The sequence below is a fragment of the Bradyrhizobium sp. genome, from assembly GCF_030646015.1.
In the GTDB taxonomy this organism is placed as follows: domain Bacteria; phylum Pseudomonadota; class Alphaproteobacteria; order Rhizobiales; family Xanthobacteraceae; genus Bradyrhizobium.
Genome location: NZ_JAUSLT010000097.1, coordinates 25673 through 49196 on the forward strand (window position 1 = coordinate 25673; position 23524 = coordinate 49196).

A 23524-nucleotide genomic window follows, 5' to 3' on the forward strand; every position below is an offset into this window, starting at 1 on the left:
ACCATTACTCGGCTTTTGGAGACACGGTTGAAGCGGCGTTGGCGATCGCAACCAGCGTTGCGGCCTGGCTCGACTGAATCGATGAAGTGGCGTCGGAAACTTCCGGCGCGCGTGGCGGCTGTTGTGCCGGTCCCGTGATCGAAACCTGGCCGCGGCCGATGACGACGCCGGTCACGGTGCGCTTGGACTGCAGGTTCATCACGCTGACGACGTCGCCTTCGGTGCCGCCCTCCAGCGCCTTGCCGCGAATGGTGAGATGGAGTCCGGCCGCCTGGTAGATCAGGACGACGGCCTGGTCCTTCTGCACCAGATCGGGCCTGGCGAGATCGGCGGTCTTCAACGCCTGGCCGACGCGCAGCTGCCTGCGGGCCTGCATGCCGACCGCGCGGTCGCGGGCGGCGAGGTCGTTGCCGACTTCGGCCTTGGGGCGGCGCTCGACCACCACGTCGGAGGATTTGATCACCTCGTTGCGCTCGACACCGCGCGCCAGGATGGCGGCTTCGACGGTCTCGATCGCGGTGCCGGTGAAGCGCAGTTTTGTCGGCGCAGCCGTGCTTTCATTGGCGATTTCGAAGGTCACGTCATAGCGGTTGCTGCGGGGGTCGAACCGGGTCGCGACCGCCTGCATGGCGCCGGTGTTGGAGGCTTCGAGCCGCAGGTCCTGCACGTCGCGGTCGAAGGTGAGGCTGAGGTTGGCGGCATCGCCGAGGCCGTTCTTGTGCTGCAGCGCGCGGGCGATCGAAGCCTCGATGTCCTTGCTCTCAAGCGTGCGGGCCAGCCGCGTGATCGAAATTTCCTGGAGATTGCGGGTCACGACGCCGATCACCTGATGCGCGCGCAACGCGGTCAGCACCCGGTCCACCGGCATCGTGCCGGTGGTGCCGAGATCCGGCGCGCGATAGATCGCGATCTGTGCCGCCGAGCCGGCATTGTCGATGACGTCGCCGATCCGCACCAGATCGCCCGACACCGTGACGTGGGCGCGCAGCGCCGGCGCCGCGATCATGTCGTCGCGGGTCTGCGCCGATACGGTCGCGGCGGTGGCCGCGAGCAGGGCGAAGGCGAGTGAGAGCGAGCGAAAGGTCATCATCATCTCCCTCAGCGGAACATGTTGGCGGTGGACTGCATCATCTGGTCGGCGGCGCTGACCACCTTGGCGTTCATCTCGTAGGCGCGCTGTGCCGAGATCAGGTCGGAAATTTCGGTGACCACTTCGACGTTGGCCTGTTCGAGGTTGGACTGCTGAATGTCGCCAAAGCCGTCGGCATTGGCGATGCCGTCCTGCGGCGTGCCGGAGGCGGGGGTGTCGGTGAACAGGTTGTCGCCGATCGGCTTCAGGCCGGCCTTGTTGATGAAGCGGGTCAGGCCGATCTGGCCGACCGTGACCGGCGTGGTCGATCCCGGCAGCACCACCGAGACCTGGCCCTGCGGGTTGATGGTGAGGCCGGACGAGTTCTGCGGCACGGTGATGGTCGGCTGCACCGGATTGCCCTGCGAGGTGACGATGCGGCCCTGCGCATCCATCTGGAACGAGCCGTCGCGGGTGTAGGCGTAGGTGCCGTCGGGAACCTGGATCTTGAAGAAGCCCTCGCCGCGGACCGCGACGTCGAGTTCGTTGCCGGTCGGCGCCAGCGTGCCCTGGCCCATCAGCCGCGGCGTGCCGACGGTCTTGACGCCGCCGCCGATGTCGACGCCGACGGGCAAAATGGTGCCCTGGTCGGAAGCCTGCGCGCCGACCCGGCGGACGTGGTCATAGATCAGGTCCTGGAACGCGGCGCGCTGCTTCTTGTAGCCGGTGGTGCGCATGTTGGCGATGTTGTTGGAGATCACCTGAACGTTGAGTTCCTGTGCCATCATTCCGGTCGCTGCGGTGTACATAGCGCGCATGGAATCAATCCTCTCTTATGCCGGAACGTCGGCGAGTTTCTCGATGGCTGTCTTGCGCAGGTCGCCCTGCTGCTGCAGCATCGCCGAGATCGACGTGTAGGCGCGCGTCACCTCGATCATGCGGCTCATCTCCGCCACGGAGTTGACGTTCGATTTTTCGATGAAACCCTGATTCACCCGCGAGACGGTGTCGGGCTGCGGCCCGATGCCGGCGCCGGCGGAGTAAAGGTTGGAGCCTTCCTTCACCAGCTTCTGCGCGTCGGCGAAACGGACGACCCGCAGCTTGCCGCGCACCGAGTCGACCCGGTTGGTGCCTTCGAGCACGGTGACGTTACCGTCGGCGGCGATGGTGAGTTCCTTGTCGGTGGGCTGCAGCACGATCGGGCCGGAGCCGCCGAGCACCGGATAGCCGGAGGAATTGACGAGCTGGCCCTGGTTGTTGATTTTCAGGCCGCCGTCGCGGGTGTAGCGCTCGCCGGCCGGCGTCTGCACCACCAGGAAGCCTGCGCCGTCGATCGCGACGTCGAGCGGATTCTTGGTCAGCTCGGACGCGCCTTGCGTGAAATCCTTGAAGGTGCCGCGGTCCTGCACGAAGCTGATGCGGCGGTCGCGGCCGACGAAATTGTCTTCATGCGCGCCGGAGGTGAGGAATTCCTCGAACAGCGAGCGGTCGGCCTTGAAGCCGTTGGTATTGATGTTGGCGACATTGTTGGCGACGACATCCATCTGCCGTTCCAGCGTCACCTGCCGTGAAAGTCCGACGAGAAGGTGGTTCCCCATCGTATGTCTCCCCTCAATGGATCCGCATCAAAGCTCTCCCAAGCCCGGTTGCGGATCGTGCGAACCACCAGCTCTCCCAAGCCTCGGTTCGCCATCCACTTAGCGAAAGCTGTGCCAGTTGGGGAAATCCAGATATCGCAATGGGTTAGATGTTTGGCGGGGGTGCGCCGGGGCGGCAATAAGGGTCCGTTGACCATGTTGGCCCGGCAGTTTTTTCCTAGTCGGGGCCCTGCGGAAAGGTTCCGTTAACCATTATTACCTTAGCGTCACCATCAAGAGAGCGCGTGTGCGCCGGGGGCATTTGGTTCGCTTCAAAGCCTGCCTCGCGGCACCGGGTTGGTCTCTCCTCAACGTGGCGGGCGGGCGATGGCAGACAGCGAACAGGCAGATGCGGCGGATGGCGCCGAAGCAGTTGCGGCGCCGAAGGGCAAGCTGAAGCTGATGATCGCGGTCGCGGGCGTGTTCGTCATCCTCGGCGGCGGCGCGGCGACCTGGTTCCTGTTCTTCCGGGGCGGCCACAGCAGCGAAGTCAAGCAAGCCGAAGTGGCGGCGGCGAAACCGCCGGTCTTCATGGATGTGCCGGAGATGCTGGTCAACATGACCGGGGCGCCCGGCGAGCGCGTGCAGTATCTCAAGGTCAAGGTCGTGCTCGAGCTCAAGGAAGACAAGCAGGTCGAGGCGATCAAGCCGACGCTGCCGCGTGTCACCGATCTGTTCCAGACCTATCTGCGCGAACTGCGGCCGATCGATCTCAACGGTTCCGCCGGCCTGTTTCGCCTCAAGGAAGAATTGACCCGGCGGGTCAATTTGGCGGTCGCGCCGAACGCGGTCACAGCCGTGCTGTTCAAGGAAATCGTCGTTCAGTGACGAGACGGATCTAGGATCATGGCCGGCAATCCCTTAGACGACCAGGACGCCATCGCCGCCCAATGGGAAGCGTCGCTGGATTCCGAGGATCCGGCGGAAGCAGCGGCGGCCGCCGCCGCCAACGAAATTTCCGGCACCATGGCGCTGCAATGGGCCGCCATGGTCGAGGACGGCAGCCGCGACTTCGGCGGCGGCAAGAACGGCGGCGAGCGGGTCCTGTCGCAGGAGGAAATCGACAACCTGCTCGGTTTCACCGTCGGCGAAGTCAATCTCGACGACAATTCCGGCATTCGCGCCATCATCGATTCCGCGATGGTGTCCTACGAGCGTCTGCCGATGCTCGAAATCGTGTTCGACCGCCTGGTGCGGCTGATGACGACGAGCTTGCGCAATTTCACCTCCGACAACGTCGAAGTCTCGCTCGACCGCATCACCTCGGTGCGGTTCGGCGACTACATGAATTCGATTCCGCTGCCCGCCGTGCTCAGCGTGTTCAAGGCCGAGGAATGGGAAAACTTCGGCCTCGCCACGGTGGATTCCAGCCTGATCTATTCGATGGTCGACGTGCTCTTGGGCGGCCGCCGCGGTCAGACCTCGCTGCGCATCGAAGGCCGTCCCTACACCTCGATCGAGACAAACCTCGTCAAGCGGCTGGTTGAAGTCGTGCTGTCCGATGCCGAGCAGGCGTTCCGGCCGCTGTCGCCGGTGACCTTCTCGATCGACCGGCTGGAAACCAATCCGCGCTTCGCCGCCATCTCCAGGCCCGCCAACGCCGCCATCCTGGTGCGCCTGCGCATCGACATGGAAGACCGCGGCGGCAATATCGAACTGCTGCTGCCCTACGCCACCATCGAGCCGATCCGTCCCGTGCTGCTGCAGATGTTCATGGGCGAAAAGTTCGGCCGTGATCCGATCTGGGAAGGCCATTTCGCCACCGAAGTGGGGCAGGCGGAAATCTCCGTCGATGCCGTGCTGTACGAGGCCGAGATCCCGCTGAAGCAGCTCATGATGCTGAAGGTCGGCGACACCCTGCCGCTCGACATGCGCGCCGACGCGCTGGTCGCGGTGCGCTGCGGCAACGTGCTGTTGACCGAGGGACGGATGGGGCGGGTCGGCGACCGCGTCGCCATCCGCGTCACCAAGCAGTTGCGCAAGCCCAATACCACCTTCGCGATGTTCGAGAAGGCCGATGAGCAAACCAAGTTGATGGAGGCCCAATGAGTCATTCATTCGGAATTGTGATCGAGAGCCTGGTGGCGGTCCTGCTGCTGCTCACCATCGGCTATTGCATGCTGCTCAACACGCGGCTGAAGCGGCTGAAGGCGGACGAGCATTCGCTGAAGGCGACGATCGGGGAACTGATCACGGCGACCGAAATCGCCGAGCGCGCGATCGGCGGCCTCAAGCACACCGTGCGCGACGTCAACGAGAATCTCGGCAACCAGCTGACCTCGGCGGCGCAGATGTCGCAGCAGTTGAAGAAGCAGCTCGCCGAAGGCGACAATGTGATCCGGCGGCTGTCCCGGATCGCGATCGCCGCGCGGCCGCTGTCCGAACCGGAGGCCGCGCCGGTGGCGGCTCCCAGGGCATCGTCGGCCAAGGCGGTTGCCGCGGCGGCACAAGCGTTCTCCGAGCGCAGAAGGTCTGATGGCCTGGCGGCATGAAATCCTTCCGTGACATTCGCGTCATTCCGGTCGTCCTGATCGCGATCCTCGGCCTTGCCGTGCTCAAGGTCGCGGGCCTGGTGATCGATGGCGGCTATGTGTTCGACTATCAGTCGAAACCCGCGAAGAAGTCATGGGCGCAGGACACCTTCAACTTCCCGTCGGCCGGCAAGGGCGATCCCGCCGACATCACGGGCACGGTGGCGGCCAAGAAGGAAGAAGCGCCGAAGCCGGCGGCACCGGCCACGGAACCGCCAAAGCCCGACGGCGTCGTGGTCTATCCCGAGCAGACGGCGCCGGTGTCGGCGTCGGAGCGCGCGATCCTGGAACGGCTGCAATCGCGGCGGCAGGAGCTGGAGGCGCGGGCCCGCGAAATCGACATCCGCGAAAGCCTGCTGAAGTCAGCCGAAAAGCGCATCGAATCCAAGGTCGAGGAGATGAAGGCCGTCGAAAGCAGGATCTCGACGGCGACCGGGGCAAAGAGCGAGATCGACGCCGCCCGCTTCAAGGGCATCATCACCATGTATGAGGGCATGAAGCCGAAGGACGCCGCCAAGGTGTTCGACCGGCTCGAGATGTCCGTGCTGTTCGAGATCGCCTCGCAGATCGCCCCGCGCAAGATGTCCGACATCCTCGGTCTGATGGCGCCGGAATCGGCCGAGCGGCTGACGGTCGAAATGGCCCGCCGCGCCGGCACAGACAAATCCGCCGCAGTCGCCGATCTCCCCAAAATCGAGGGCAAGGTGCTGCCGCAAAAGTCCAATTAACACGGATAATTAACAGCCCCTTAATGCGCCGATTCTAGGATTCGAGCCGCGGGGCGAGGACGTCCCGCCACCGAACAGATCGAACGAGCTGAAAGACCCGGTTGGAATGGCGTTGATAGCTGCCACTGGATTCTGGTCGCGAGGCCGCGCTTGCGCGCGGACGGCGCGGCTTTGCCGTGCGGGAATCGTTGGCGGCTGGTCATCGCTTGCGGCCGGGCTGGTCCTGATCGGCCTGACATCCAGTGCCTTCAGCCAGACCGAGCCGCCGGTCAGGGGCGAGGCGACGTTTTCGGCTTCGGGCGGTTACGCCCGGCTGGTTATCAAGCTCGCCGAGGATGTCGAATCCCAAGTGTCGACTGCCGGCAACATCCTTGTAATCCAATTCAAGCGTCCGGTTGACGTTCCGGTTCTAAAACTCTCCGACGCGGTGCCCGATTATGTCGGATCGGTGCGGCGCGACCCCGACGGTACGGCGGTCCGGCTGTCGCTGTCGCGCAAGGTGACGGTCAACACCATGACGGCGGGCGAGCGGATATTCGTCGACCTGCTGCCCGAGGGCTGGAGCGGTCAGCCGCCAGCACTTCCCGCCGAAGTGGTTCGCGAATTGTCCGAACGTGCCCGCGTCGCCGAGCGCGCCTTGCGTCAGCAGCGCGCCGCCGCGGCGGCCCAGAAGCGTCCGCCGATCAGGGTCCGCGCCTCGGTGCAGCCGACCTTCGTGCGCTTCGTATTCGAAATGCCCGATGGCATCAGCGTCTCCAGCGTGCTGAACGACCAGCGACTGTCGCTGTTGTTCAACGCCGCGCTCTCCTTCGACCTCGCGGACGCCAAGCTGGCGCTGCCGTCGAACATCGCTTCCATCGGCCAGAGGATCGAGCGCGAAGCCTCCCTGGTGGAGGTCGTGCTGATCGGCGATGTCGATGTCCGCTCCTTCCGCGAGGAGAAGAATTACATTATCGACGTCGCTTTCCAGCAGTCGGAAAAGCCGCCGGCGCTGCGCTCGCCAATGGCCGATGTCTCGCAGGCCCCGGCATCGGCCGCGTCGGCCGCAGCCGCCAAGTCTGCGGAGCCTCCAGCATTCCAGCGTTTCGGGGGGATTGTGCCGCTGACCTCGGAAACCTTCGCCCAGCAGGCCAACATCGAGATCAAGCCCGATCAGGCGGCGAAGGTCGCGCCCGCGTCCGAACCGCCGCCGGCAAAGGAGGCGCCCAAGGAAACGCCCAAGGAAACGTCCAAGCAGGCACCGGCCGCCGTGGTCGCAGCCCCGCCGAAATCAACGCCGGTCACGGCCACGCCGCCGCCGGAAGCCAGCGCCCCGAAGGTGGCCCAGGCGCCGCCAGCCAATATCTCGCCGCCAGTCAATGTCGCGCCGCCGGCCGTTGCCGCGCCGCCCGTCAATGTCAATCCGCCTGCCGTTGATGCGCCGCCGGCGATTCAGGCGCCGCCGGCGCCTCAGGGGTTGCCGCCAGCCATGCAGGCGCCGCCCGCCGTCCAGGCGATGCCGGTCGGCGCAGGCCCCGCAACGGTCACCGCCAGGCGGGACAGCGATGCCCTGCGCGTGACGTTCGCGTTTGCGGCGGCTACGCCCGCGGCGTTGTTTCGCCGCGCCGATACCGTGTGGCTGGTGTTCGATTCCCTGCAGCCGATCGATGTCGACCTGATCCGCAGGGGGGGCGGGGCGCTGATCGCGGATGTCAGCCGGTTGCCGCTGGACAACGGTCAGGCGGTCCGCATCCGTCTCAACCGCCCGCAAATGCCTTCGCTGACCGGCGACGACAAGGGCGGCGCGCACTGGATGCTCACCTTCGCCGATACGATGCAGTCGCCGCAGCTGCCGCTGGTGGTGATCCGCAATATCACCGATCCCGCGCTCGCCAATGTCACCGTACCGCTGTCGAGGCCCGGCCTGCTGCACCGGTTCATCGATCCGGACGCCGGCGATACGCTGCTGGTGGTCACGGCGCCGCTGCCGGTTCGCGGCCTCATCAAGCAGCATGATTTTGTCGAGATGTCGCTGCTGGAATCGATCCACGGCGTCGCGGTGCATCCCACTTCCGAGGACGTCATCGCCGAGGTCGCGTCCGACAGGGTCATCATCGGCCGTCCCGGCGGCCTGACGCTGTCATCGGCCGACGTCGCCTCCGAGCGCGCGACAATGGCGGTGCGACCTATTTTCGACGTCACCGAGTGGCGGAAGAACCAGGCGGAAAACTTCATCGCGCGCCAGGATGAGCTGATCGCCGCGGCGGGGGCATTGGAGCCGGCTCAGCGCACCCAGGCCCGGATCAACCTCGCCCGCTTCCTGATGTCGCGCGGGATGTATTGGGAAGCCAAGGGCGCCGCCGATCTCGCGCTGGCCGACGCCAAGCCGGGGTCGGAGGACTCGATCGCCCTGATGGTGCGTGTGGTCGCCAACATCCTGATCGGCCGTCCCGAGCAGGCGCTGAAGGACCTCGCCAATCCCGTGATCGGAACCAATTACGATTCGCAGCTGTGGAAAGCGCTGGCCTATGCGCGCCAGGGCAAGTGGGCGGAAGCGCGGGAGAAATTCAAGAACGTCGAATTCGCCATCACCTCGCTGCCGATCGAGCTGCAGCGCATCGTGATTTCGGAAGCGATGCGCGCCTCGCTCGAGGTCAGGGATTTTTCCGGCGCCGCCAAGCGCGGCAGCGACATGCAGGTGGTCGGTGTTCCCAGGGAGATGAAAGCGGCGACGGCGGTGCTGTTCGGCCGGCTGGCCGAGGCGCTCGGCCACGACAAGGACGCGCAGAGCGAATACAAGGTCGCGATCGAATCTTCGGACCGCGCCGCGGCCGCCGAGGCCAAGCTGCTCGATATCATCCTGCGCCAGCGGCGCGACGAGACCAACCAGACCGACGCCCTGCGCGAACTGGAGACGCTTGCGGTGTTGTGGCGCGGCGACGCGATCGAGGTGCGGGCGCTGCAGATGATGGCGAAGATCTATACCGATATCGGACGCTACGGCGAGTCGCTGGCGGCGGCGAAGGCCGCCACCAGGCTGCAGCCGAATTCGGAGATTTCGCGGGCCGGCCAGGATGCGTCGGCGGCGCTGTTCGCCCAGATCTATCTCAGTCCGAAGGGCGACGATCTTCGCCCGGTCGACGCGCTCGGGATGTTTTACGAATACAGCGAATTGACGCCGATCGGACGGCGCGGCGACGAGATGATCCGCCGGCTGGCGGACCGGCTGGTCGCGGTCGATCTGCTCGATCAGGCCAGCGAACTCCTGCAGTATCAGGTCGACAAACGGCTGGAGGGTGCGGCGCGCGCCCAGGTCGCGGCGCGTCTGGCCATGGTCTACCTCACCAGCCGCAAGCCGGACCGCGCGATATCGGCGCTCCGCACCACCCGGATCGCGGATCTTTCCGGCGAACTGCGCACGCAGCGGCTGCTGCTGGAATCGCGCGCCCAGAGCGACGTCGGACGCCATGACCTCGCGCTCGATATCATCTCGAACATCAACGGCCGCGAGGCGATCCGGCTGCGTTCCGACATCTACTGGGCGTCGCGGCGCTGGCGCGAGTCCGCCGAGCAGATCGAACTGTATTACGCCGACCGCTGGCGCGACTTCAAACCGCTCGACCCGGTGGAGAAGGGCGACGTGATCCGCGCGGTGGTCGGATACGCGCTGGCCGAGGACGCCATCGGCCTGGCGCGCTTCCGCGAGAAATATGCGCCGCTGATGAGCGGCGAAGCCGACCGGGCCGCGTTCGAGACCGCCGGCAAGTCGACCGGCGCCAGCAGCGCCGAATTCGCCATGATCGCGAAAATGGCGGCCAGCGTCGACACGCTCGACGGCTTCCTGCGCGAAATGAAGATGCGCTTCCCCGACGCCAGCGCCAGGGCGCCGCTGCCGCCGGAAACCATGAAGGGGGAGCCGGTCCACACCGGCTCGCTGCCGGAGATCGTCGGCCTCAAGCGCATGGAAGCAAAGCGGTAGAGCGTCGCGGCCCCCGTGGTCCCCTCGACAGCGGCGCGCCGAACCGGCAAGCTGCGGCAAACCAGGGCCCCGGAGCAAGCCGTCGCCATGAACAAGCCCGTCAAGACCGAAGCCGAGCTGATTGCGATGGCGCGAGCCGAGTTGAAGGTCCATGCCGACGGTCCGGATGGCATCGAAATCTCCGTGCTGCGCGACGGCGACAGCTGGGAATTCCGCGCCTCAGCCGACGATGCGACGATTGCAAAACCCGGCTATCCCGAAAGCGTCATGATGCTGGTCCAGATCGGCGACCACCTCAGCAAGCAGTATGATGTGAAGGGATAGAAGCGGGCAGGGTACGCGGCCGGCGTCCGTAGCCTGCTGCCCGCTATCCCCCGTTGGTCCGGCCTGTCCGCCAGGTTTTCTGCAGGATCGAAAAAATGACGGCGGTCGACCAGCCGAACAACAGCACGCCGTTCATCGCGGTCATCGGCCCGATCAAGTGCCAGCGCTGCAGTGGAGTGACGTCGCCGTAGCCGAGCGTCGTGTAGTTTACAAAGGCGAAATAGACCAGATCGGTGCCGGAAGGCGCGGCGTCGACCATTGCGTAACCCAGCGACCAGACGATCACCTCGGCAATATGCGCGGCCATCAAGACCGATACGGTCGCGGTCATGACGGCGATCAGTTGAAGCGATTGATGCGACGTTGCGCGCCCGCTCGCGGCGCGCGCCGCCCGCAATACCGCTTCCATCACGACTGCATGGATCGCGATATTGCAAACACTGATGGCAATACTCACAAGAAGCTGGCGCAGCATATGAATCGCTCCGGCTATGCGGAATATCCTGGCCTTCCGAACCCCGGCGCGGCGGCGTCAAGCGTCGCGAACTTGCTCATTTGCGATGCGCGGTGAGCAGGGGGTTCAGTTGTAGTTCGAGGCCCGGGTCCGTCACCCTGTTGCCTGGGCGGCAACAGGTAAAGCGTCATGGCGAAAATCAGGTACACCGTCAGAACGACCACGCCGACAAACCATGCCGAGCGCCCACTGTTGGTCACAAGCGAGGCGGTCATGGCAGCGATCAGCATCATCACCACCGCGCCTGGCCAGAACTGCAGGTTCATCGGCGCCGGGCCGATGACATAACTCAGCAGTACCAGCACGGGAGCGACGAAAAGTGCGATCTGGGATGCGCTTCCCAGCGCGATGCCCACGCTCAGGTCCAGTCGATTCTTCCGCGCGGCGGAAAACGCCGAAACCATCTCCGCGGCTCCGCCGACCAGCGCCACCACGATGAAACCGACGAACGCGGCTGTCATCCCGAATGTCACCGCCGCCTCCTGCACCGATTCGACGAACACCTCGCTCACCAGCGCGACCAGCACGGTAACCCCGGCCAGCGTGGCCAGGGCCAGACCTAGCGGCCATGGCGCTTCGCCCGCTTCCGAATGTTCCGCGCTACCGAAGAATTCGCGATGGGTCTTGAGCGAGAACAGCAGGCCGAGGCCATAGACGACGATGAGCAGGACGGACAGGCAGATGCTCAAGGTTCCCATGAATTCCGACCCCGCCACGGAATCGGCTTGTGAGACCGCCGACGGGATCAGGATCGCGATAACGGCCAGAAACAGCAGGCCCGCCTGCAGGCGGGCGCTGGCCCGGTTGTATTCCTGCGCGTGGTGCCGGAGGCCGCCGAGGAAGAACGAAGCGCCCAACATGAACAGGGTGTTGGTGACGATCGCCCCGGCGATGGATGCCTTCACCAGGGTATGTTGCCCGGCGTGCAGCGCGGTGAGCGCGATGACTAGTTCGGTCAGGTTTCCAAGTGTGGCGTTGAGTAGGCCTCCGACCGTGTCGCCGGTCCTGGCCGCCACGGATTCGGTGGCGTGACTGAGCAACGCGGCCAGCGGGACGACAGCCAGGACGGACAGCACGAAGTGCAGCGTGTGCGCCTCCGGCCGGAGCTTGTGAGCCACGAACAGCACCGGCACAAACGCCAGTAACCAGAGCAGGGGGGTGCGACGGATCTCTCGCAGTAAAGGACTCATGACGCCCCCCTTAGCAGCGGATCATTCGCATTCCGTCGGCTTGACCGACGCCACGGCCATCGAGCGACAGGTGCGAAGACTGCGTTACCGAAGCTAAAAATTATCGCGAAGGTTGCCGCGGCGGCAACGGCTTTGTGCTTGTCCGAGGCGGGATTCGACGGTTCGTCCTGTCGTGAGGAGGCTGTCCACGGCCCCCGGGGCGTCGCTGTCATTTCTTGCCGATCTCTGCTGGTTGGCCCGCGCGCCGCCGCTCGGCGTGCTGTATCCTGACGCAACGCCGAAGCTGCGCGCGGGTGCTCATGACGGTTTGGCCGGCACGAATAAGCTCGGCGGCGTGGTCGGAAAGGGCCTTGCAGGCGGCAAGCTCCTCCGCGCTGACACGGCTCGCCGCCGGGGCCGGCATGGCGGCCAGCGTGAGCAAGGCGCAAGCCGCCGCCAAACTTGCGATGCCATTGCGGGTCCGTCCCCGGTTCTCGCGCGCGAGGGCGGCGAGCGCGGTACCCCCTCTGATGACGGCTAATGTCATGCGGTCCTTCCGGCTCGGTTGAGCCTCCATGCTGACGTCCTCCACGATGACCAAGAATGATCTATGTCAACGTCGCAATGACGAAGCGTGGGTCCGATTCTGCCGCGCCCAACCCGCGCATATCGCCGCTTCCGCATCTCGGATATATGCTTGGTCACCCGCGCATCAGAAGAGGCCGTCCGCCGTGATCAAATTTTCGATTCGAAACAAGATCATGGGGATCGCGGTGACGCTGATCGCGTTGATGGTGATAACCGCGATCTGGACCGTGGTGCTGGTGATGCAGGTCGGGACCCGGATCGAGGAATTCACTTACAGCTACGTGCCCGCTTATGGCGATCTGGCGCGGGCCAATATCCGCTCGCTCGAGCAGGGCATCACGATACGCCGGATCATCATCGACAGATTGCAGTCGCCGAACGACGGCAGTCAGCAGACCGCGCTGCGCAACAGCTATGACTCGCTTGGCGGGCAGGTCGAACTGGAAATCCTGGCCGCGCGCGCCTTGATCCAGGGGCTGATCGCGAAGGGTCCTGCGCCCGGCGAGGTATCGACGCTCAGCCAGTTCGAGAGCCGTATCGATGCCATCAACGACGACACAAGGCGCCGTCTCGACGCCGAGATCAAGCGCCTGCTGGTGGCGCTTGACGGCGGCGACAGGAAGGCTCTCGCCGGGGAAATGGAGCGCGTCGATGAACTCCGCGACGAGCTCAACAGGAAGCTCGACGGCATTCGGTCGGACATGCTGGCGCTGCTGCGCCGGGACGCCAATTCGACGATTGGCAAGCAGCAGCAGGTGATGCTGATCTCCATCCTGTTGACGGTGCTGGCCGCCATCCTCGGTCTGGTGTTCGCCGCGCTCGTGAGCACCGGCGTCACCCGTCCGGTGCGGCGGCTGCTGGAGGGCGCAAGAGCCGTCGAGGCCGGCAATCTGCAGGGAACGATCGTCGCCACCTCGCGCGACGAAATCGGCCACCTGACCACCGCGTTCAACCAGATGGTCGAGCAGTTGCGGCTCAAGGAGCGGCTGCGCGAGACCTTTGGCAAATATGTCGATCCGCGCGTCGTCGAAGGGTTGATCGCGGGGCCGGCGCTGGCGGCCGAGGGCGAGCGGCGCGTCATGACCGTGCTGTTCTGCGACGTCAGGGGATTTTCCGGCACCAGCGAAGCCATGACCCCGCAAGGGCTGGTGAAGGTCATGAACCGCTATTTCTCGACGATGTCGGCGCCGATCCGCGCCCATCAGGGCGTGATCGACAAATATATCGGCGACGCCATCATGGCCTATTGGGGACCGCCCTTCGCCGCCGCCGACGATCAGGCGCGGCTGGCGAGCCTGGCGGCGCTGGAAATGCTGCAGCTCGTGCCGCAGCTGCGGGCCGAATTGCCTGAACTGCTCGGGGTCCGCGCGCTGCCCAACGCGTTCGACATCCGCATAGGCATTGCGACCGGCGAGGTGCTGGTCGGCAGCATCGGTTCCGAGCTGATGATGAGCTACACCGTGATGGGCGATACCGTGAACCTGGCGTCGCGGCTGGAGAGCGCCAACAAGGAATATGGCGGCCGCATCCTGGTATCCGAGGCGACGATCGCTGCTACCTCCGACGCGATCGAAGCGCGCGAGATCGACCGGATCGTGACGCTCGGCCAGACCCGGCCGCAGGCGGTGTTCGAGATCATGGGCGCGAAGGGAGAGTTGACGGCAGCGCAGCTGGAATTGCGCGCCAGCTATTCCGAAGGGCTTGCCGCCTACCGGGCGCAGCGCTGGGACGAGGCGCGGCGGTCGTTTGAAGCGGCGCTAGTGGCGATGCCCGGCGACGGGCCGTCGATGACGTTCATCAAACGTATCGAGAAGATGGCCGCGGCGCCGCCCGGCGAGGGCTGGGACGGCGCGTGGCATCTGGAACGGAAGTAGCGTTGGCGGTGGCTAATCCCGCAGCCTTCGGCCCAGCGCCGCAACAAATCGGTCGGCATCGGCCTCGTCGTTGAAGACGTGGGGCGAGACGCGCATGCGGCCGAGCCGCGGCGCCACGTAGATGCCCTCGGTGGCAAGCCCCTCGACCAGCGCTTTTGCCGTTCCATCCTTGAAGCCGAGGCTCAAAATATGCGGCGCCCGCAAGTGACGCTGCGGGACGCCGACGCCGAGATCGCGCACGCCTTCCGCGATCCGCTCCGTCAGCATGGCGAGACGTTGCGCGATGCGCGCGGCGCCCCATTCGGCGATCATCTCCATGCCGATCGATGCCATTTCGAGCGAGATGAAATGATCGCGCTCGCCCATGTCAAATCGGCTGGCATCGCCGACATAGCTGGTGTCGGAGAAATAAACCGCGTTCTCGGCGCGCACATCGCGGCGGCCCGCCGGGGTCTGCTCCAGCGGCGTGCCGTCCTGATGACGCTTTGCGACGTAGAGAAAGGCGCGGCCATAGGGGCCGAGCAGCCATTTGTAGGTGGGAAAGATCACGAAATCAGGATCGAGTTGCCTGACGTCGAGCGGCAGCACGCCGGCGCTCTGCGTCGCGTCGATCAGGAAGAGGGCGCCTTGCCGGCGCAGCGCGGTCGCCACCTTGTCGAGGTCGATCAGGCCGCCGTCGGACCAGTGCACCGATGAGATCGAGGCGAGCGCAACCGGCGCCGCGCCCGGCCGTTCGATGCAAGCAAGCACCGCCGAAGTCCAGTCGCCATCGTCGGGCTGGCGGATGGTCTCGACGGCAAAACCCTGCGCGTCCGCGCGCGTCTGCCATTCCAGCACCGGCGAGGAGTGATCGTTTTCCAGCACGAGCACGCGCCCGCCGCGCGGAATCGTCAACAGCTTTGCCGCCGTCGCCACGCCGTAACTGATCGAGGGGATCAGCGCGACGTCGGCGGGATCGGCGTTGATGAGCCGGGCGGCGGCGATGCGCGCGCGGTCGTGCTGGCGGCCGGCGAAACCGGCGTCGAGCGTCCAGGGTTTGCCCTTGCGGCCGACCGCTTCGCGGCCGGCTTCCAGGGTTTTCAGCGGCAAAGGACTGTAGGAAGCCGAATTCAGGTAGCAGATATCGCGCGGTATCTCAAAAAGTTCGCGTTGCGACGGGAGCATTGTTGTTTCATCGCCCGTCGTACTGGTCCGGTCCCATCGCAAACTCCCACTGGTCGTGGCCGTGCGCATAGGTCTGGTTGGTCGAGGCCGGATTGCGGTTGACCAGCGGCCGCAGGTACATCGGGTGGGTGGCGCTGCGCACCTCGTGCTCCACCGTGAACAGGGGCCGGCCGTCGGCGAGATCGACGATGTCGCGAAAGCGGTACTGGTACGGGTTGTCTTCCTGCGAGACCAGGCCGCGATCCAGCAGCCGGCGGTAGGGGCCGGAAAAATTCGTGATGTACATCTGCACATGGTGGCCGTCGTAGTCCGGCAGCGCGCGGTCGGTCTCGCGGAACTGGAGGTATTGGTCCTTGCCCATCTTGGCGCGCGCCACCGAGCCGTCGCCGTTCTTCAGTTCGGCGGGTATTCCCATGATCTCAGGATAGAAGGCGGCAATGCCTTTCGCGGTCCCGACCGGCACATCGAACTCGACATAGGGGATACCGAGCGTGATGCGCCCGAACCGCGCGGCGTCCGGCTCATGGCAGCGCACGCGATTGCCCCACGGGCATGTCGCCTCGACATAGTCGTTGTGCTCGCTGAAGGCGAAGGCGGTGCCGGCCAGCTTGGGGGCGACGGCGGCGAGCCGGGCGAGCAGGGCCTCGCGACCGGAAATCACGAGGCCGGTATGGCCACGTAGCACCTGCGGCGCGCCGCTCGGCAGGTGAAACTGGCTGCGGCCGACATTGATCCACATGTTGGTGTCGGACACCATCAGATAGGGATCGCGGGTCAGCCCGAGCCCGGCGACATAGAACAAGGTGGCCAGCCGCTGGTCGGGCACCTGCACATTGACGTGTTCGAGATGGATCGAGTTGCCGAGATCCTCGGCGGCGCGGTCGAATTTTTGTTGCATGGACCCGGGTTCCCAAGGCGTTTCGACACATCATAGGCAAGTCGCCGCCCTAATCCAGTCATTCGGGCGATCCAGGCTTGAGCGGTGTTCCCGGTAAGCGCCCGCATGATCAGCCCCCGATAATGCCTTTGAGGCCGGTATAGGCCGAACCCGCCGCGGTCGCGACGACACCTGCCAGCGGGCCGACCGTTCGCATCAGATCCTGGATGCGACGCGCGCGGCGGCGCAGTCCCTCTTCGCCGACATGTTGGCCGAGCGTCCGCGCGATACGGAAAGCGCCCGCGCTCGGCTTTCCGCCCGATTCAATCGTGGTGGGCAGCACGACAAACACTAGCAAGGCGAGGATGTTGCCGGTGAGAAATGCGAGCGCAATGCTGAGCCCGTACTCGAACGATTCCCGCCACTCCAGAAACGTCGGGGGAATGATCGGCACGTTGTCGATGATCCCGATCACCGTGAGCATCCCGCTGACGCTCAAAAAGGCAACCAGGGCGCCGAGGCCGAACGCGCTCCGAACCCCGACCCTGCTCACGATGTAGGCGGCCATGCCAAACGGCAACGGGATGGCGAACGATGCGAGCCGCAGATAGAGCGGAGAGAGATTGAACTGAACCGTGATCAAATAGTGCGCGACAAGCAACAACAGCGCCGCCGGTATCACATAATACGCGGCATAGCGCGCAATGAAGCGGGCCGGCGCATCGCGCAGCGCGAGCTGCGTGTTGACGCTGTCGAGCCGGTGCTGCATGCCGTCGAGTTCGCTGACGAGGTCATGAATTTCGAGAATGACGGGTCTGACGAGGCGCAGATCGCGCCCGCAGTCCTTGCAGACGACAGCCTCGTCCTTGATGGTTTCAGCGCAGAACGGGCACTCCATCAGAGGTCGCGTCCAGGGCGCGGCGCGTTGCAGCCGATCGGCGACAGAGGGGTCTCTCGCCGCACTCGCCCGGCCATCTCAGGCGCCGGCTGCATCGGGGCCTCCCGTTGGCCGCCCGCGGCCCATGGATAGCCGCGCTTCCTTCTCGGCCAGTTCGTCACGCAACTGGTCGCGTATCCGGATGAGATCCTCGAGCTCCTTCCGCAGCGATGCCGGAATTTCGGTTTCGCGATTGCAGGTCGGACAGACCGGCGCGGCCGCCTCCTTCTCCGAGAAACAGAACGGACAGCGCACCGTTGAAGTGGTCATGCTTTCACTGTTCGACCTTCAGAACGAAGTTCGCCGTGGCCGTGCGGCCTTCCGAATCCTTGATGTCGACGCGGACCATGTGATCGCCGGGCGGTAGTTCGGCAGCGGGTACGTCAATTCCCGTCGTATTGACGAACGGCTTGATCCGCGGGGTCAGGTCGACATTGGGGGTGCGCAGATAGGTGGCCTGTACCGTATCGAGATCGACTTTGGATCCGCCATAGGTCTGGAACTTGAGCTGGAGTCGGACCGGCGAGCGGATCGCGCCGGCCTGCGGCACCAGTTCAACCTTCGGACCGCGGGTGACGCCGCGCGCCGACATGGCAATCGCCCCCTTCGGTGGCGGCAGTTTCGCCTCGTCCGAGGTTATCAACACCAGATTGGCGGCGTGCACCGGCTCGGCGACGGTCAAACCAGCGGACATGCAGATCGCCAGCCCGGCGAGTGAGAGTAAGCGCATCACAATCCTCCATTCCAAAAGTAACTTTACTTCAGCACGCAGGCCAAAGGAAAAAATGTGTCCGGACCATCTATCGGCCTCCCGCCGCGGCTGTCACCGCGGCCGAGCGCCATACGCATGCCCGCACCGCCCAGGAGATCGACAACCGGCACTGCTCGACGAAGCGGTCCGGTGGGCCGCCGTCGCTTTGAACGCGGTTTCGAACGCACGCCTGAACCATGGGGCGGCCTACCGTGCTGCGGCAATTCTCCACAAGGTGCGGAACCGTCCGCTGGACGCAGGCCCGAACGGCAGGAATCGCATCGGTTCGGCAGGATCGAACATAGTTTCGCGGCTTGCCGCCCTGATGCTGCACGCGCGATCGCACGCAGGCCTGCACGATCGGTTTGCCGACCGTCATCCGGCATTCCTTCACGGCGCTCGCGCCGGAATGCGCGGCCGCCTGCGGCGGGATCATGGTCGCGCCGGAAATCAGCAACCCACACGCAAGACCTAAAATGCGGCCCGTGCGTCTGCGCAAGGTGCTTGCCATCTCAACGTTTCCCGCCGTCGCCGATGATGGTGTAGGGCGCCCAGAACAGCGGATGCGCATAGGCGAACTCGGTCTTGCCCGCGGCGTCGGTGTAACCGGCGCCGTCGACCATCGCCATCATCGCCTGCCGCAGCGCCTCGCCGCGGGTCAAGCTCTTGTCGTCGGCCTGGCGCTTGAACAGGTCGGTCACCAGTTCGCGCGCCGACTGCGAATGCACCGACCAGTTCGTCACCAGCAGGGCGCGCGTGCCGGCGTAGAAGAAGGCGCGGCCGAGACCCGACGCCGCTTCCGCACCGGCGCCGGCACCGGCGCCGGTGTTGCAGGCCGACAGCACCACCCAGTCGGCATCGAGCCTCATCGACAGGATCTCCGACATCGTCAGCAACCCGTCGCCGTCGCTGCCGGAAAGTGCGGGCGCCGACAATGCGAGGGCCGGTTGCGTCAGTCCGTTTAACTCGCCCGGCACCAGACCATGGGTCGCGAAAGCCAACACCTTGAATCCCGACAGATCCATCGCCTTCACCGCCTTCTCGTTGGCGTCCTTGCCGAGATGGAGCACCTTCGCGGGATCCGCCTGCAGCGCCAGCGCGATCGATTTCAGTTCCTCCGCCGTATCCGGCAGCCGCGGCAGCAGCGCTAGTTCGGCGCTATCGACGCCGTCCAGTTTCGGACTGTTCCGACGCTTCAGCGGAACGCCGCGGGTCATGATGCCGGAGGCATCCGCTACCTGCACCGGGGCAGCCAAATCGGCCTCGGCGGCCTGCTCCTTGCTGAAATAGGGATCGCCGAATGCTATCAACTCACTGCGCTCGGGCTTGCCCGGCGGCAGTTGCCGCAGGGTTCGCAACGCCGCCGACGACGGCACCATCGTCACCGCATGGGTGCGCGCGAGCCAGGGCACATTGCGATAGCTCGCGAACAGCGGTTCATCACCGGCCTTGATCTCGGCCGGCATCGTCGGCAACAGCGGCAACGGCAGTAGCCCGAGCGCGCCGTTGGTCACGACGATCAGGCTCTTCGCCGATTTCCAGCCGGCTTCCACCGGCTTCAGCAACAGCGAATAGAGCTCGTAGCCGAGCGCGACGTCGAACGCCGGAATGTCGGAGATCATCGCCGCATTCGGCTCCAGCGCCTCGCGCAGCTTGCGCACCTTGCTCTCGATCTCGCCAGCGGGGACCTTCACCGCCGCGAACGTCACTGGTCCGTCCTTCGGCACCGCCCAGACGAAGCTGCCCCGCCGCCCGAAATAGAACGACAGCATCGCCTCGCCCGGCGTCAGCGTCGCCTTGATCTGCTCGACGGTGGGAGGTTTGGGGTCGATCAATTCGGCGTAACTCGGGAACTTCCGGTTGATCTCCAGGCGCACCTTGTCGCGATCGGAACGCAGCTTGTCGATCGAGGCGTTGGTGGCCTTCACGACCTTTTCGTCGCGCGCATTCGACGACAGCGCGTTGTTGAGCGCGCCGAGCTGCGCATTGATCTGCTTGCCGAAATCCTGCTCCTTGCGGACCAATTCGGCAAGCGCGGGATCCTTCGCCACGCTGCGCGCGCTCGACGCCGACAGCGCCCTTTGCACCGACTGGCCGCGAATCGAATCCGCCAGCGCAAAGGTTTCCAGCGAGACCTCGCCGGTGGCGTTGTCGTTATTCTTCGCCAGCATCGCAATGTAGGCTTCGACGATGTTCTGCAGCCGCTGGCTGCGCGCGGCGCTGACCGTGTCGTCATCGTCGTCGGCGTTCTCGCGCGAGGCCGCCATCAGGATCGGGATCGCCGCCTTGAACTCGCGGATGGCGTCCGCATCTCTCCCCGCGATGGCATAGCCGACCGCCAGCGTGCCGCGCGCCGCGGCGGTGTCGAAATGCTTCTCGCCGACCCGGCCGACGTCGCGTTTCAGCAATTCCTGCGCCGCCGCGATGCCGGTTTCGACCTGGCCCGAAGCATACAATGCGGAAATGCGGGAGCCGTTCAGTTCGAGCACCTGCTTGCGCCCCGGTTCCCACTTGGCGATCGCTTTGTCCAGTTCGGCATAGACCGTGGCGGCTTCGGTGGACTTGCGCTGGAAGTTCAGAACTGCCCCCAGCTGCGACAGAATCTGCGCGCTGAACTGGGTGCCGTCTCCAATGCCGACGGTGCGCTGAATGTCGAGCGCCGAGCGGATCAGCATTTCCGCATCTGCATAGCGGCCCTGTTCGACCAGAACTCCGGCAAGACCCATCACATAACGCGTTGTCAGCGGATTGTATTTGCCCTGGGCTTTCAGCCGCGCCAGCAGTGCGCTACGCGCGTCGACCTCCGCTTCGGCGAGCCGCCCCTGCTTCGCTTTCATGCGCGCGGCATTCAGAAGATCGCTATCCGCAATCTGGCTAACCTGGGTTTCCTTCGGGCCATAATCGATTTTCTTGAGATCGGGGATCCAGGCTTTCCTGTAATCCGCAGCCTTCCTGTATGAAGCTTCCGCCTCGCGATATAGTCCGCGGGCTTCGAAGATCGTCGCCCGCCCATTCTCGAAATCAGCTTCCCAACCTCGGCCCCTGACATTGTAGGCCTCCCGCTTCTGCGGAATGCCGCTGGTTCGCACATCCGTCAGGTATGCCTGCATCCGCCGCAGATAACCCTCGGCCTGCACGATGTCGCCGCTCAGGATCAGCGCCTGCATGATGTTCCGGCTGGCGCTGAAGATATGCCCCCCCATGCCCCGTACGTTCTGCGTCTCGCGGATCATTTGCTGAAACATCTCGACAGCTGTCTTCAAATCGCCCACGGACTGCTTCTGCAACGCAACAAACCCGCGAAGACGCTGCTTCAGCAGCGGATCACCGCCATTTCCGGCGATGCTGAGACCCTTCTCCCCGTCGGCGATGGCGTCCGCATAGCGGCCAAGGACCGACTTTGCATTGCCGCGGTCAAAGTAGAATTCCGCCAGATCGGACACCGAGAGTCCTTTTTCCGGCTCGTCCTCTGCCTCTTCTCTGAGTTTGGCGAGTGTCGCCGGATCGGGCTTCTCGTTGTCGAGAACGGTGGTAATGTCGGCAATCGTTCGCGGCGGTGCGACGAACCCGGCGGGCAGCGCGTTGCCGAGATCGACCGCCTCCTTCTTCGTCTTGCCGTCGTCGACGGCGATCGCAACATTGGCGCGGCCATTGGCCTTGTTCAGCGCCGCCATCACGCAGGCCCGCACGCTCGGGGTCGCCTTGGCGCGGCAGGCTGCCCGTTTTTGCTCGGCGTCAGGGCCCTTGCCCTGCCCCGCCATGCATGACTGAACCATTGATCTTCCGATGGTCTCGACGCAACCAGCCTTCGCCTGCTCCATCGACAGCGCGATCGCACGGTCCGGGATCATTGCGATGCAGCAGGTGGCCGCCAGGGCGCTGAAGCAGGTCCTCAACCGCCGGCCGAGGCGGGATCGTCCAACATTTGCGGCGATGATGAAATCCGACATGAAAAGGTCCTCGATAAAATTCCTCGCCAGAAGCCGATCCGCATCGAAAAAAAACGGGATGCAAGCGTTTTTCAAAACAACGTGGAAATGATCGGTTACTTCTGGACGGCCCCCCCGGGGGTTGCCGTACAAGTGTGAATACAATGACCTTTTATGCCTCCCCGCAAGAAAAAAAGGGCATTCGGTTGTCCGTCACTTCAGGAAACGGACGACAATTAACGTCGCCGATGCAATCGTCAGTCTATCCGCCGTAACTTTGCACCAAATCCGCCACCCCGACCAGCACATTGGGTGTATTGCCGCCGAGCCGGTTGTGGGCCGAGGCGACAGCCGGAACGACGCGGCCGAAAGCGCTGGTGACGCCACTTTGCATGGGGTTGTTCTGGCGTTTTGAGTCCAGGCCCTGGCGTTTCGGTCTACCCGCCGTAGCTTTGCACCAGGCTGCCCGCCACCAGCGACCAGCCGTCGACCAGCACGAAGAAGATCAGCTTGAACGGCAGCGACACCACCACCGGCGGCAGCATCATCATGCCCATCGACATCAGCACCGAGGCGACCACGAGGTCGATGATCAGGAACGGCAGGAACAACAGGAAGCCGATCTCGAAGGCGCGCTTCAGCTCGGAGATCATGAAGGCCGGCACCAGGATCCGCAGCGACAGGTCCTCGGGCGTCGCCGGCGGCGGCTCCTTCGACAGGTCGATGAACAGTTTCAGGTCTTTTTCGCGGACGTTCTTCTGCATGAAACCGCGCAGCGGCACCGACGCCCTCTGCAGCGCGTCCTCGATGCCGATCTGGTTGGCGATCAGGGGCTTGATGCCGTCGTCATAGGATTTCTGCAGCACCGGGCCCATCACGAACGCGGTCAGGAACATCGCCAGCGCAATGATAACCGAATTCGGCGGCGCGGTCGCGGTGCCCAAAGCCGTACGCAGCAATGACAACACCACCACGATCCGGGTGAACGACGTCATCATGATCAGGATCGACGGCGCGACGGACAGGATCGTCAATAGCGCGATCATCTGGATCGCGCGCTCGGTGACGCCGCCGCCACCGCCACCGAGATTGATGCTGATGTCCTGCGCGAACGCCGGAGCTGTGAGCGCTCCGGCGGCGATCAGTGTGGCAAGAAGTAAAACAACTCTACGCGGGGAGGCCGCCGGCCTCACGAAGGGTTCTTTGGACGGCCCAGCAAGGACGCCATCTCGTCTTCGAGATTCTCGAAGCCGCTCTTTACCGGCGCCGGCGGCGGCATCGGCTCGCTGCGCGGTGCGGTGCGGCCTTGCGGCGGCTCGGGCGCCACCGGGGGCGCCACGGTCTCTGCGGCCGGCCGGCGCAGGGCGGCTTCCAGCCGCTGCGCCATCTCGGCGAGATTCTGGTCGGCGCTGGACTGCGCCGGAGGAGCCGGCGGCGGGGCTGGCGGCGGCGGCGGTGCGGCGGCACGTTCCGG

The 23524-nt window shown here is 64.9% G+C and carries 23 protein-coding genes and 1 pseudogene; 8 read left to right on the plus strand and 16 right to left on the minus strand.

Annotated features, from left to right (window positions below):
* Positions 1 to 4 precede the first annotated feature (4 nt).
* From flgA to flgF, 3 genes are read right to left on the minus strand one after another with little or no spacing between them, the layout of a single operon-like run.
* Positions 5 to 1087 (minus strand): flagellar basal body P-ring formation chaperone FlgA, encoded by a 1083-nt coding sequence (flgA, locus tag Q7T45_RS15580; protein WP_304871834.1) that lies wholly within the window; start codon positions 1085 to 1087, stop codon positions 5 to 7.
* An 11-nt stretch (positions 1088 to 1098) separates the two neighbouring features.
* The gene (gene flgG, locus Q7T45_RS15585) at positions 1099 to 1887 is read right to left on the minus strand and encodes a flagellar basal-body rod protein FlgG (protein ID WP_304871835.1); all 789 of its coding nucleotides are present in this window, start codon (positions 1885 to 1887) and stop codon (positions 1099 to 1101) included.
* Between the two features lie 15 nt (positions 1888 to 1902).
* Complete coding sequence (gene flgF, locus Q7T45_RS15590; protein WP_304871836.1) at positions 1903 to 2667, minus strand: flagellar basal-body rod protein FlgF; 765 nt, start codon at positions 2665 to 2667, stop codon at positions 1903 to 1905.
* A gap of 366 nt (positions 2668 to 3033) precedes the next feature.
* Here flgF and fliL point away from each other — a divergent pair, with 366 nt between their 5' ends.
* The 6 genes from fliL (at position 3034) to Q7T45_RS15620 (ending at position 10247) form a co-directional block, all read left to right on the plus strand.
* The gene (gene fliL, locus Q7T45_RS15595) at positions 3034 to 3534 is read left to right on the plus strand and encodes a flagellar basal body-associated protein FliL (protein ID WP_304871837.1); all 501 of its coding nucleotides are present in this window, start codon (positions 3034 to 3036) and stop codon (positions 3532 to 3534) included.
* A gap of 18 nt (positions 3535 to 3552) precedes the next feature.
* Positions 3553 to 4755, plus strand: a complete 1203-nt coding sequence (fliM, locus tag Q7T45_RS15600) for a flagellar motor switch protein FliM (protein WP_304871838.1) — start codon at positions 3553 to 3555, stop codon at positions 4753 to 4755.
* The gene (locus Q7T45_RS15605; protein WP_304871839.1) at positions 4752 to 5198 is read left to right on the plus strand and encodes a DUF6468 domain-containing protein; all 447 of its coding nucleotides are present in this window, start codon (positions 4752 to 4754) and stop codon (positions 5196 to 5198) included. The genes fliM and Q7T45_RS15605 overlap by 4 nt, the downstream gene beginning before the upstream one ends.
* Positions 5195 to 5965 (plus strand): MotE family protein, encoded by a 771-nt coding sequence (locus tag Q7T45_RS15610; protein ID WP_304871840.1) that lies wholly within the window; start codon positions 5195 to 5197, stop codon positions 5963 to 5965. The genes Q7T45_RS15605 and Q7T45_RS15610 overlap by 4 nt, the downstream gene beginning before the upstream one ends.
* A gap of 106 nt (positions 5966 to 6071) precedes the next feature.
* Complete coding sequence (locus Q7T45_RS15615; protein ID WP_304871841.1) at positions 6072 to 9923, plus strand: tetratricopeptide repeat protein; 3852 nt, start codon at positions 6072 to 6074, stop codon at positions 9921 to 9923.
* 87 nt (positions 9924 to 10010) lie between these two features.
* The gene (locus tag Q7T45_RS15620) at positions 10011 to 10247 is read left to right on the plus strand and encodes a hypothetical protein (RefSeq protein WP_304871842.1); all 237 of its coding nucleotides are present in this window, start codon (positions 10011 to 10013) and stop codon (positions 10245 to 10247) included.
* A gap of 43 nt (positions 10248 to 10290) precedes the next feature.
* Here Q7T45_RS15620 and Q7T45_RS15625 read toward each other — a convergent pair whose 3' ends face one another.
* From Q7T45_RS15625 to Q7T45_RS15635, 3 genes are all read right to left on the minus strand, one after another.
* Positions 10291 to 10722 carry a potassium channel family protein gene (locus Q7T45_RS15625; RefSeq protein WP_304871843.1) on the minus strand — a complete coding sequence of 144 codons (432 nt, stop codon included), beginning with the start codon at positions 10720 to 10722 and terminating at the stop codon, positions 10291 to 10293.
* 14 nt (positions 10723 to 10736) lie between these two features.
* Positions 10737 to 11951: a calcium/proton exchanger gene (cax, locus tag Q7T45_RS15630; RefSeq protein WP_304871844.1), complete on the minus strand. Its 1215-nt coding sequence runs from the start codon at positions 11949 to 11951 to the stop codon at positions 10737 to 10739.
* A gap of 208 nt (positions 11952 to 12159) precedes the next feature.
* The gene (locus Q7T45_RS15635; RefSeq protein WP_304871845.1) at positions 12160 to 12477 is read right to left on the minus strand and encodes a hypothetical protein; all 318 of its coding nucleotides are present in this window, start codon (positions 12475 to 12477) and stop codon (positions 12160 to 12162) included.
* Positions 12478 to 12661: 184 nt separating this feature from the next.
* On the opposite strand from Q7T45_RS15635, the gene Q7T45_RS15640 reads away from it, so the two are divergent.
* Positions 12662 to 14392: an adenylate/guanylate cyclase domain-containing protein gene (locus Q7T45_RS15640; RefSeq protein ID WP_304871846.1), complete on the plus strand. Its 1731-nt coding sequence runs from the start codon at positions 12662 to 12664 to the stop codon at positions 14390 to 14392.
* Positions 14393 to 14404: 12 nt separating this feature from the next.
* Here Q7T45_RS15640 and Q7T45_RS15645 read toward each other — a convergent pair whose 3' ends face one another.
* The 7 genes from Q7T45_RS15645 to Q7T45_RS15675 all read right to left on the minus strand — a co-directional run bounded on the left by Q7T45_RS15645 (position 14405) and on the right by Q7T45_RS15675 (position 21897).
* A complete protein-coding gene (locus Q7T45_RS15645; protein WP_304871847.1) occupies positions 14405 to 15556 on the minus strand; it encodes an aminotransferase class V-fold PLP-dependent enzyme in 1152 nt (383 codons plus the stop codon).
* 7 nt (positions 15557 to 15563) lie between these two features.
* Positions 15564 to 16454, minus strand: a complete 891-nt coding sequence (locus tag Q7T45_RS15650) for a hypothetical protein (protein WP_304871848.1) — start codon at positions 16452 to 16454, stop codon at positions 15564 to 15566.
* A gap of 109 nt (positions 16455 to 16563) precedes the next feature.
* Positions 16564 to 17202, minus strand: a complete 639-nt coding sequence (locus Q7T45_RS15655; protein WP_304871849.1) for a hypothetical protein — start codon at positions 17200 to 17202, stop codon at positions 16564 to 16566.
* Positions 17203 to 17409: 207 nt separating this feature from the next.
* The gene (locus Q7T45_RS15660) at positions 17410 to 17640 is read right to left on the minus strand and encodes a hypothetical protein (RefSeq protein WP_304871850.1); all 231 of its coding nucleotides are present in this window, start codon (positions 17638 to 17640) and stop codon (positions 17410 to 17412) included.
* Between the two features lie 4 nt (positions 17641 to 17644).
* On the minus strand, positions 17645 to 18100 hold the full coding sequence (locus Q7T45_RS15665) for a hypothetical protein (protein ID WP_370691286.1): 456 nt from the start codon (positions 18098 to 18100) through the stop codon (positions 17645 to 17647).
* Between the two features lie 70 nt (positions 18101 to 18170).
* Positions 18171 to 18632: a hypothetical protein gene (locus tag Q7T45_RS15670; protein WP_304871851.1), complete on the minus strand. Its 462-nt coding sequence runs from the start codon at positions 18630 to 18632 to the stop codon at positions 18171 to 18173.
* A 1-nt stretch (position 18633) separates the two neighbouring features.
* Complete coding sequence (locus Q7T45_RS15675; RefSeq protein WP_304871852.1) at positions 18634 to 21897, minus strand: CHAT domain-containing tetratricopeptide repeat protein; 3264 nt, start codon at positions 21895 to 21897, stop codon at positions 18634 to 18636.
* Positions 21898 to 21907: 10 nt separating this feature from the next.
* Here Q7T45_RS15675 and Q7T45_RS15680 point away from each other — a divergent pair, with 10 nt between their 5' ends.
* Positions 21908 to 22162 carry a hypothetical protein gene (locus tag Q7T45_RS15680; protein ID WP_304871853.1) on the plus strand — a complete coding sequence of 85 codons (255 nt, stop codon included), beginning with the start codon at positions 21908 to 21910 and terminating at the stop codon, positions 22160 to 22162.
* A gap of 150 nt (positions 22163 to 22312) precedes the next feature.
* Here Q7T45_RS15680 and Q7T45_RS15685 read toward each other — a convergent pair whose 3' ends face one another.
* From Q7T45_RS15685 to Q7T45_RS15695, 3 genes and pseudogenes are all read right to left on the minus strand, one after another.
* Complete coding sequence (locus tag Q7T45_RS15685; protein ID WP_304871854.1) at positions 22313 to 22444, minus strand: hypothetical protein; 132 nt, start codon at positions 22442 to 22444, stop codon at positions 22313 to 22315.
* Between the two features lie 43 nt (positions 22445 to 22487).
* Positions 22488 to 23243: a flagellar type III secretion system pore protein FliP gene (fliP, locus tag Q7T45_RS15690; protein ID WP_304871855.1), complete on the minus strand. Its 756-nt coding sequence runs from the start codon at positions 23241 to 23243 to the stop codon at positions 22488 to 22490.
* A pseudogene (locus Q7T45_RS15695) lies at positions 23240 to 23524 on the minus strand (flagellar biosynthesis protein FliO); the annotation flags it as partial. The pseudogene Q7T45_RS15695 and the gene fliP, both read right to left, overlap by 4 nt.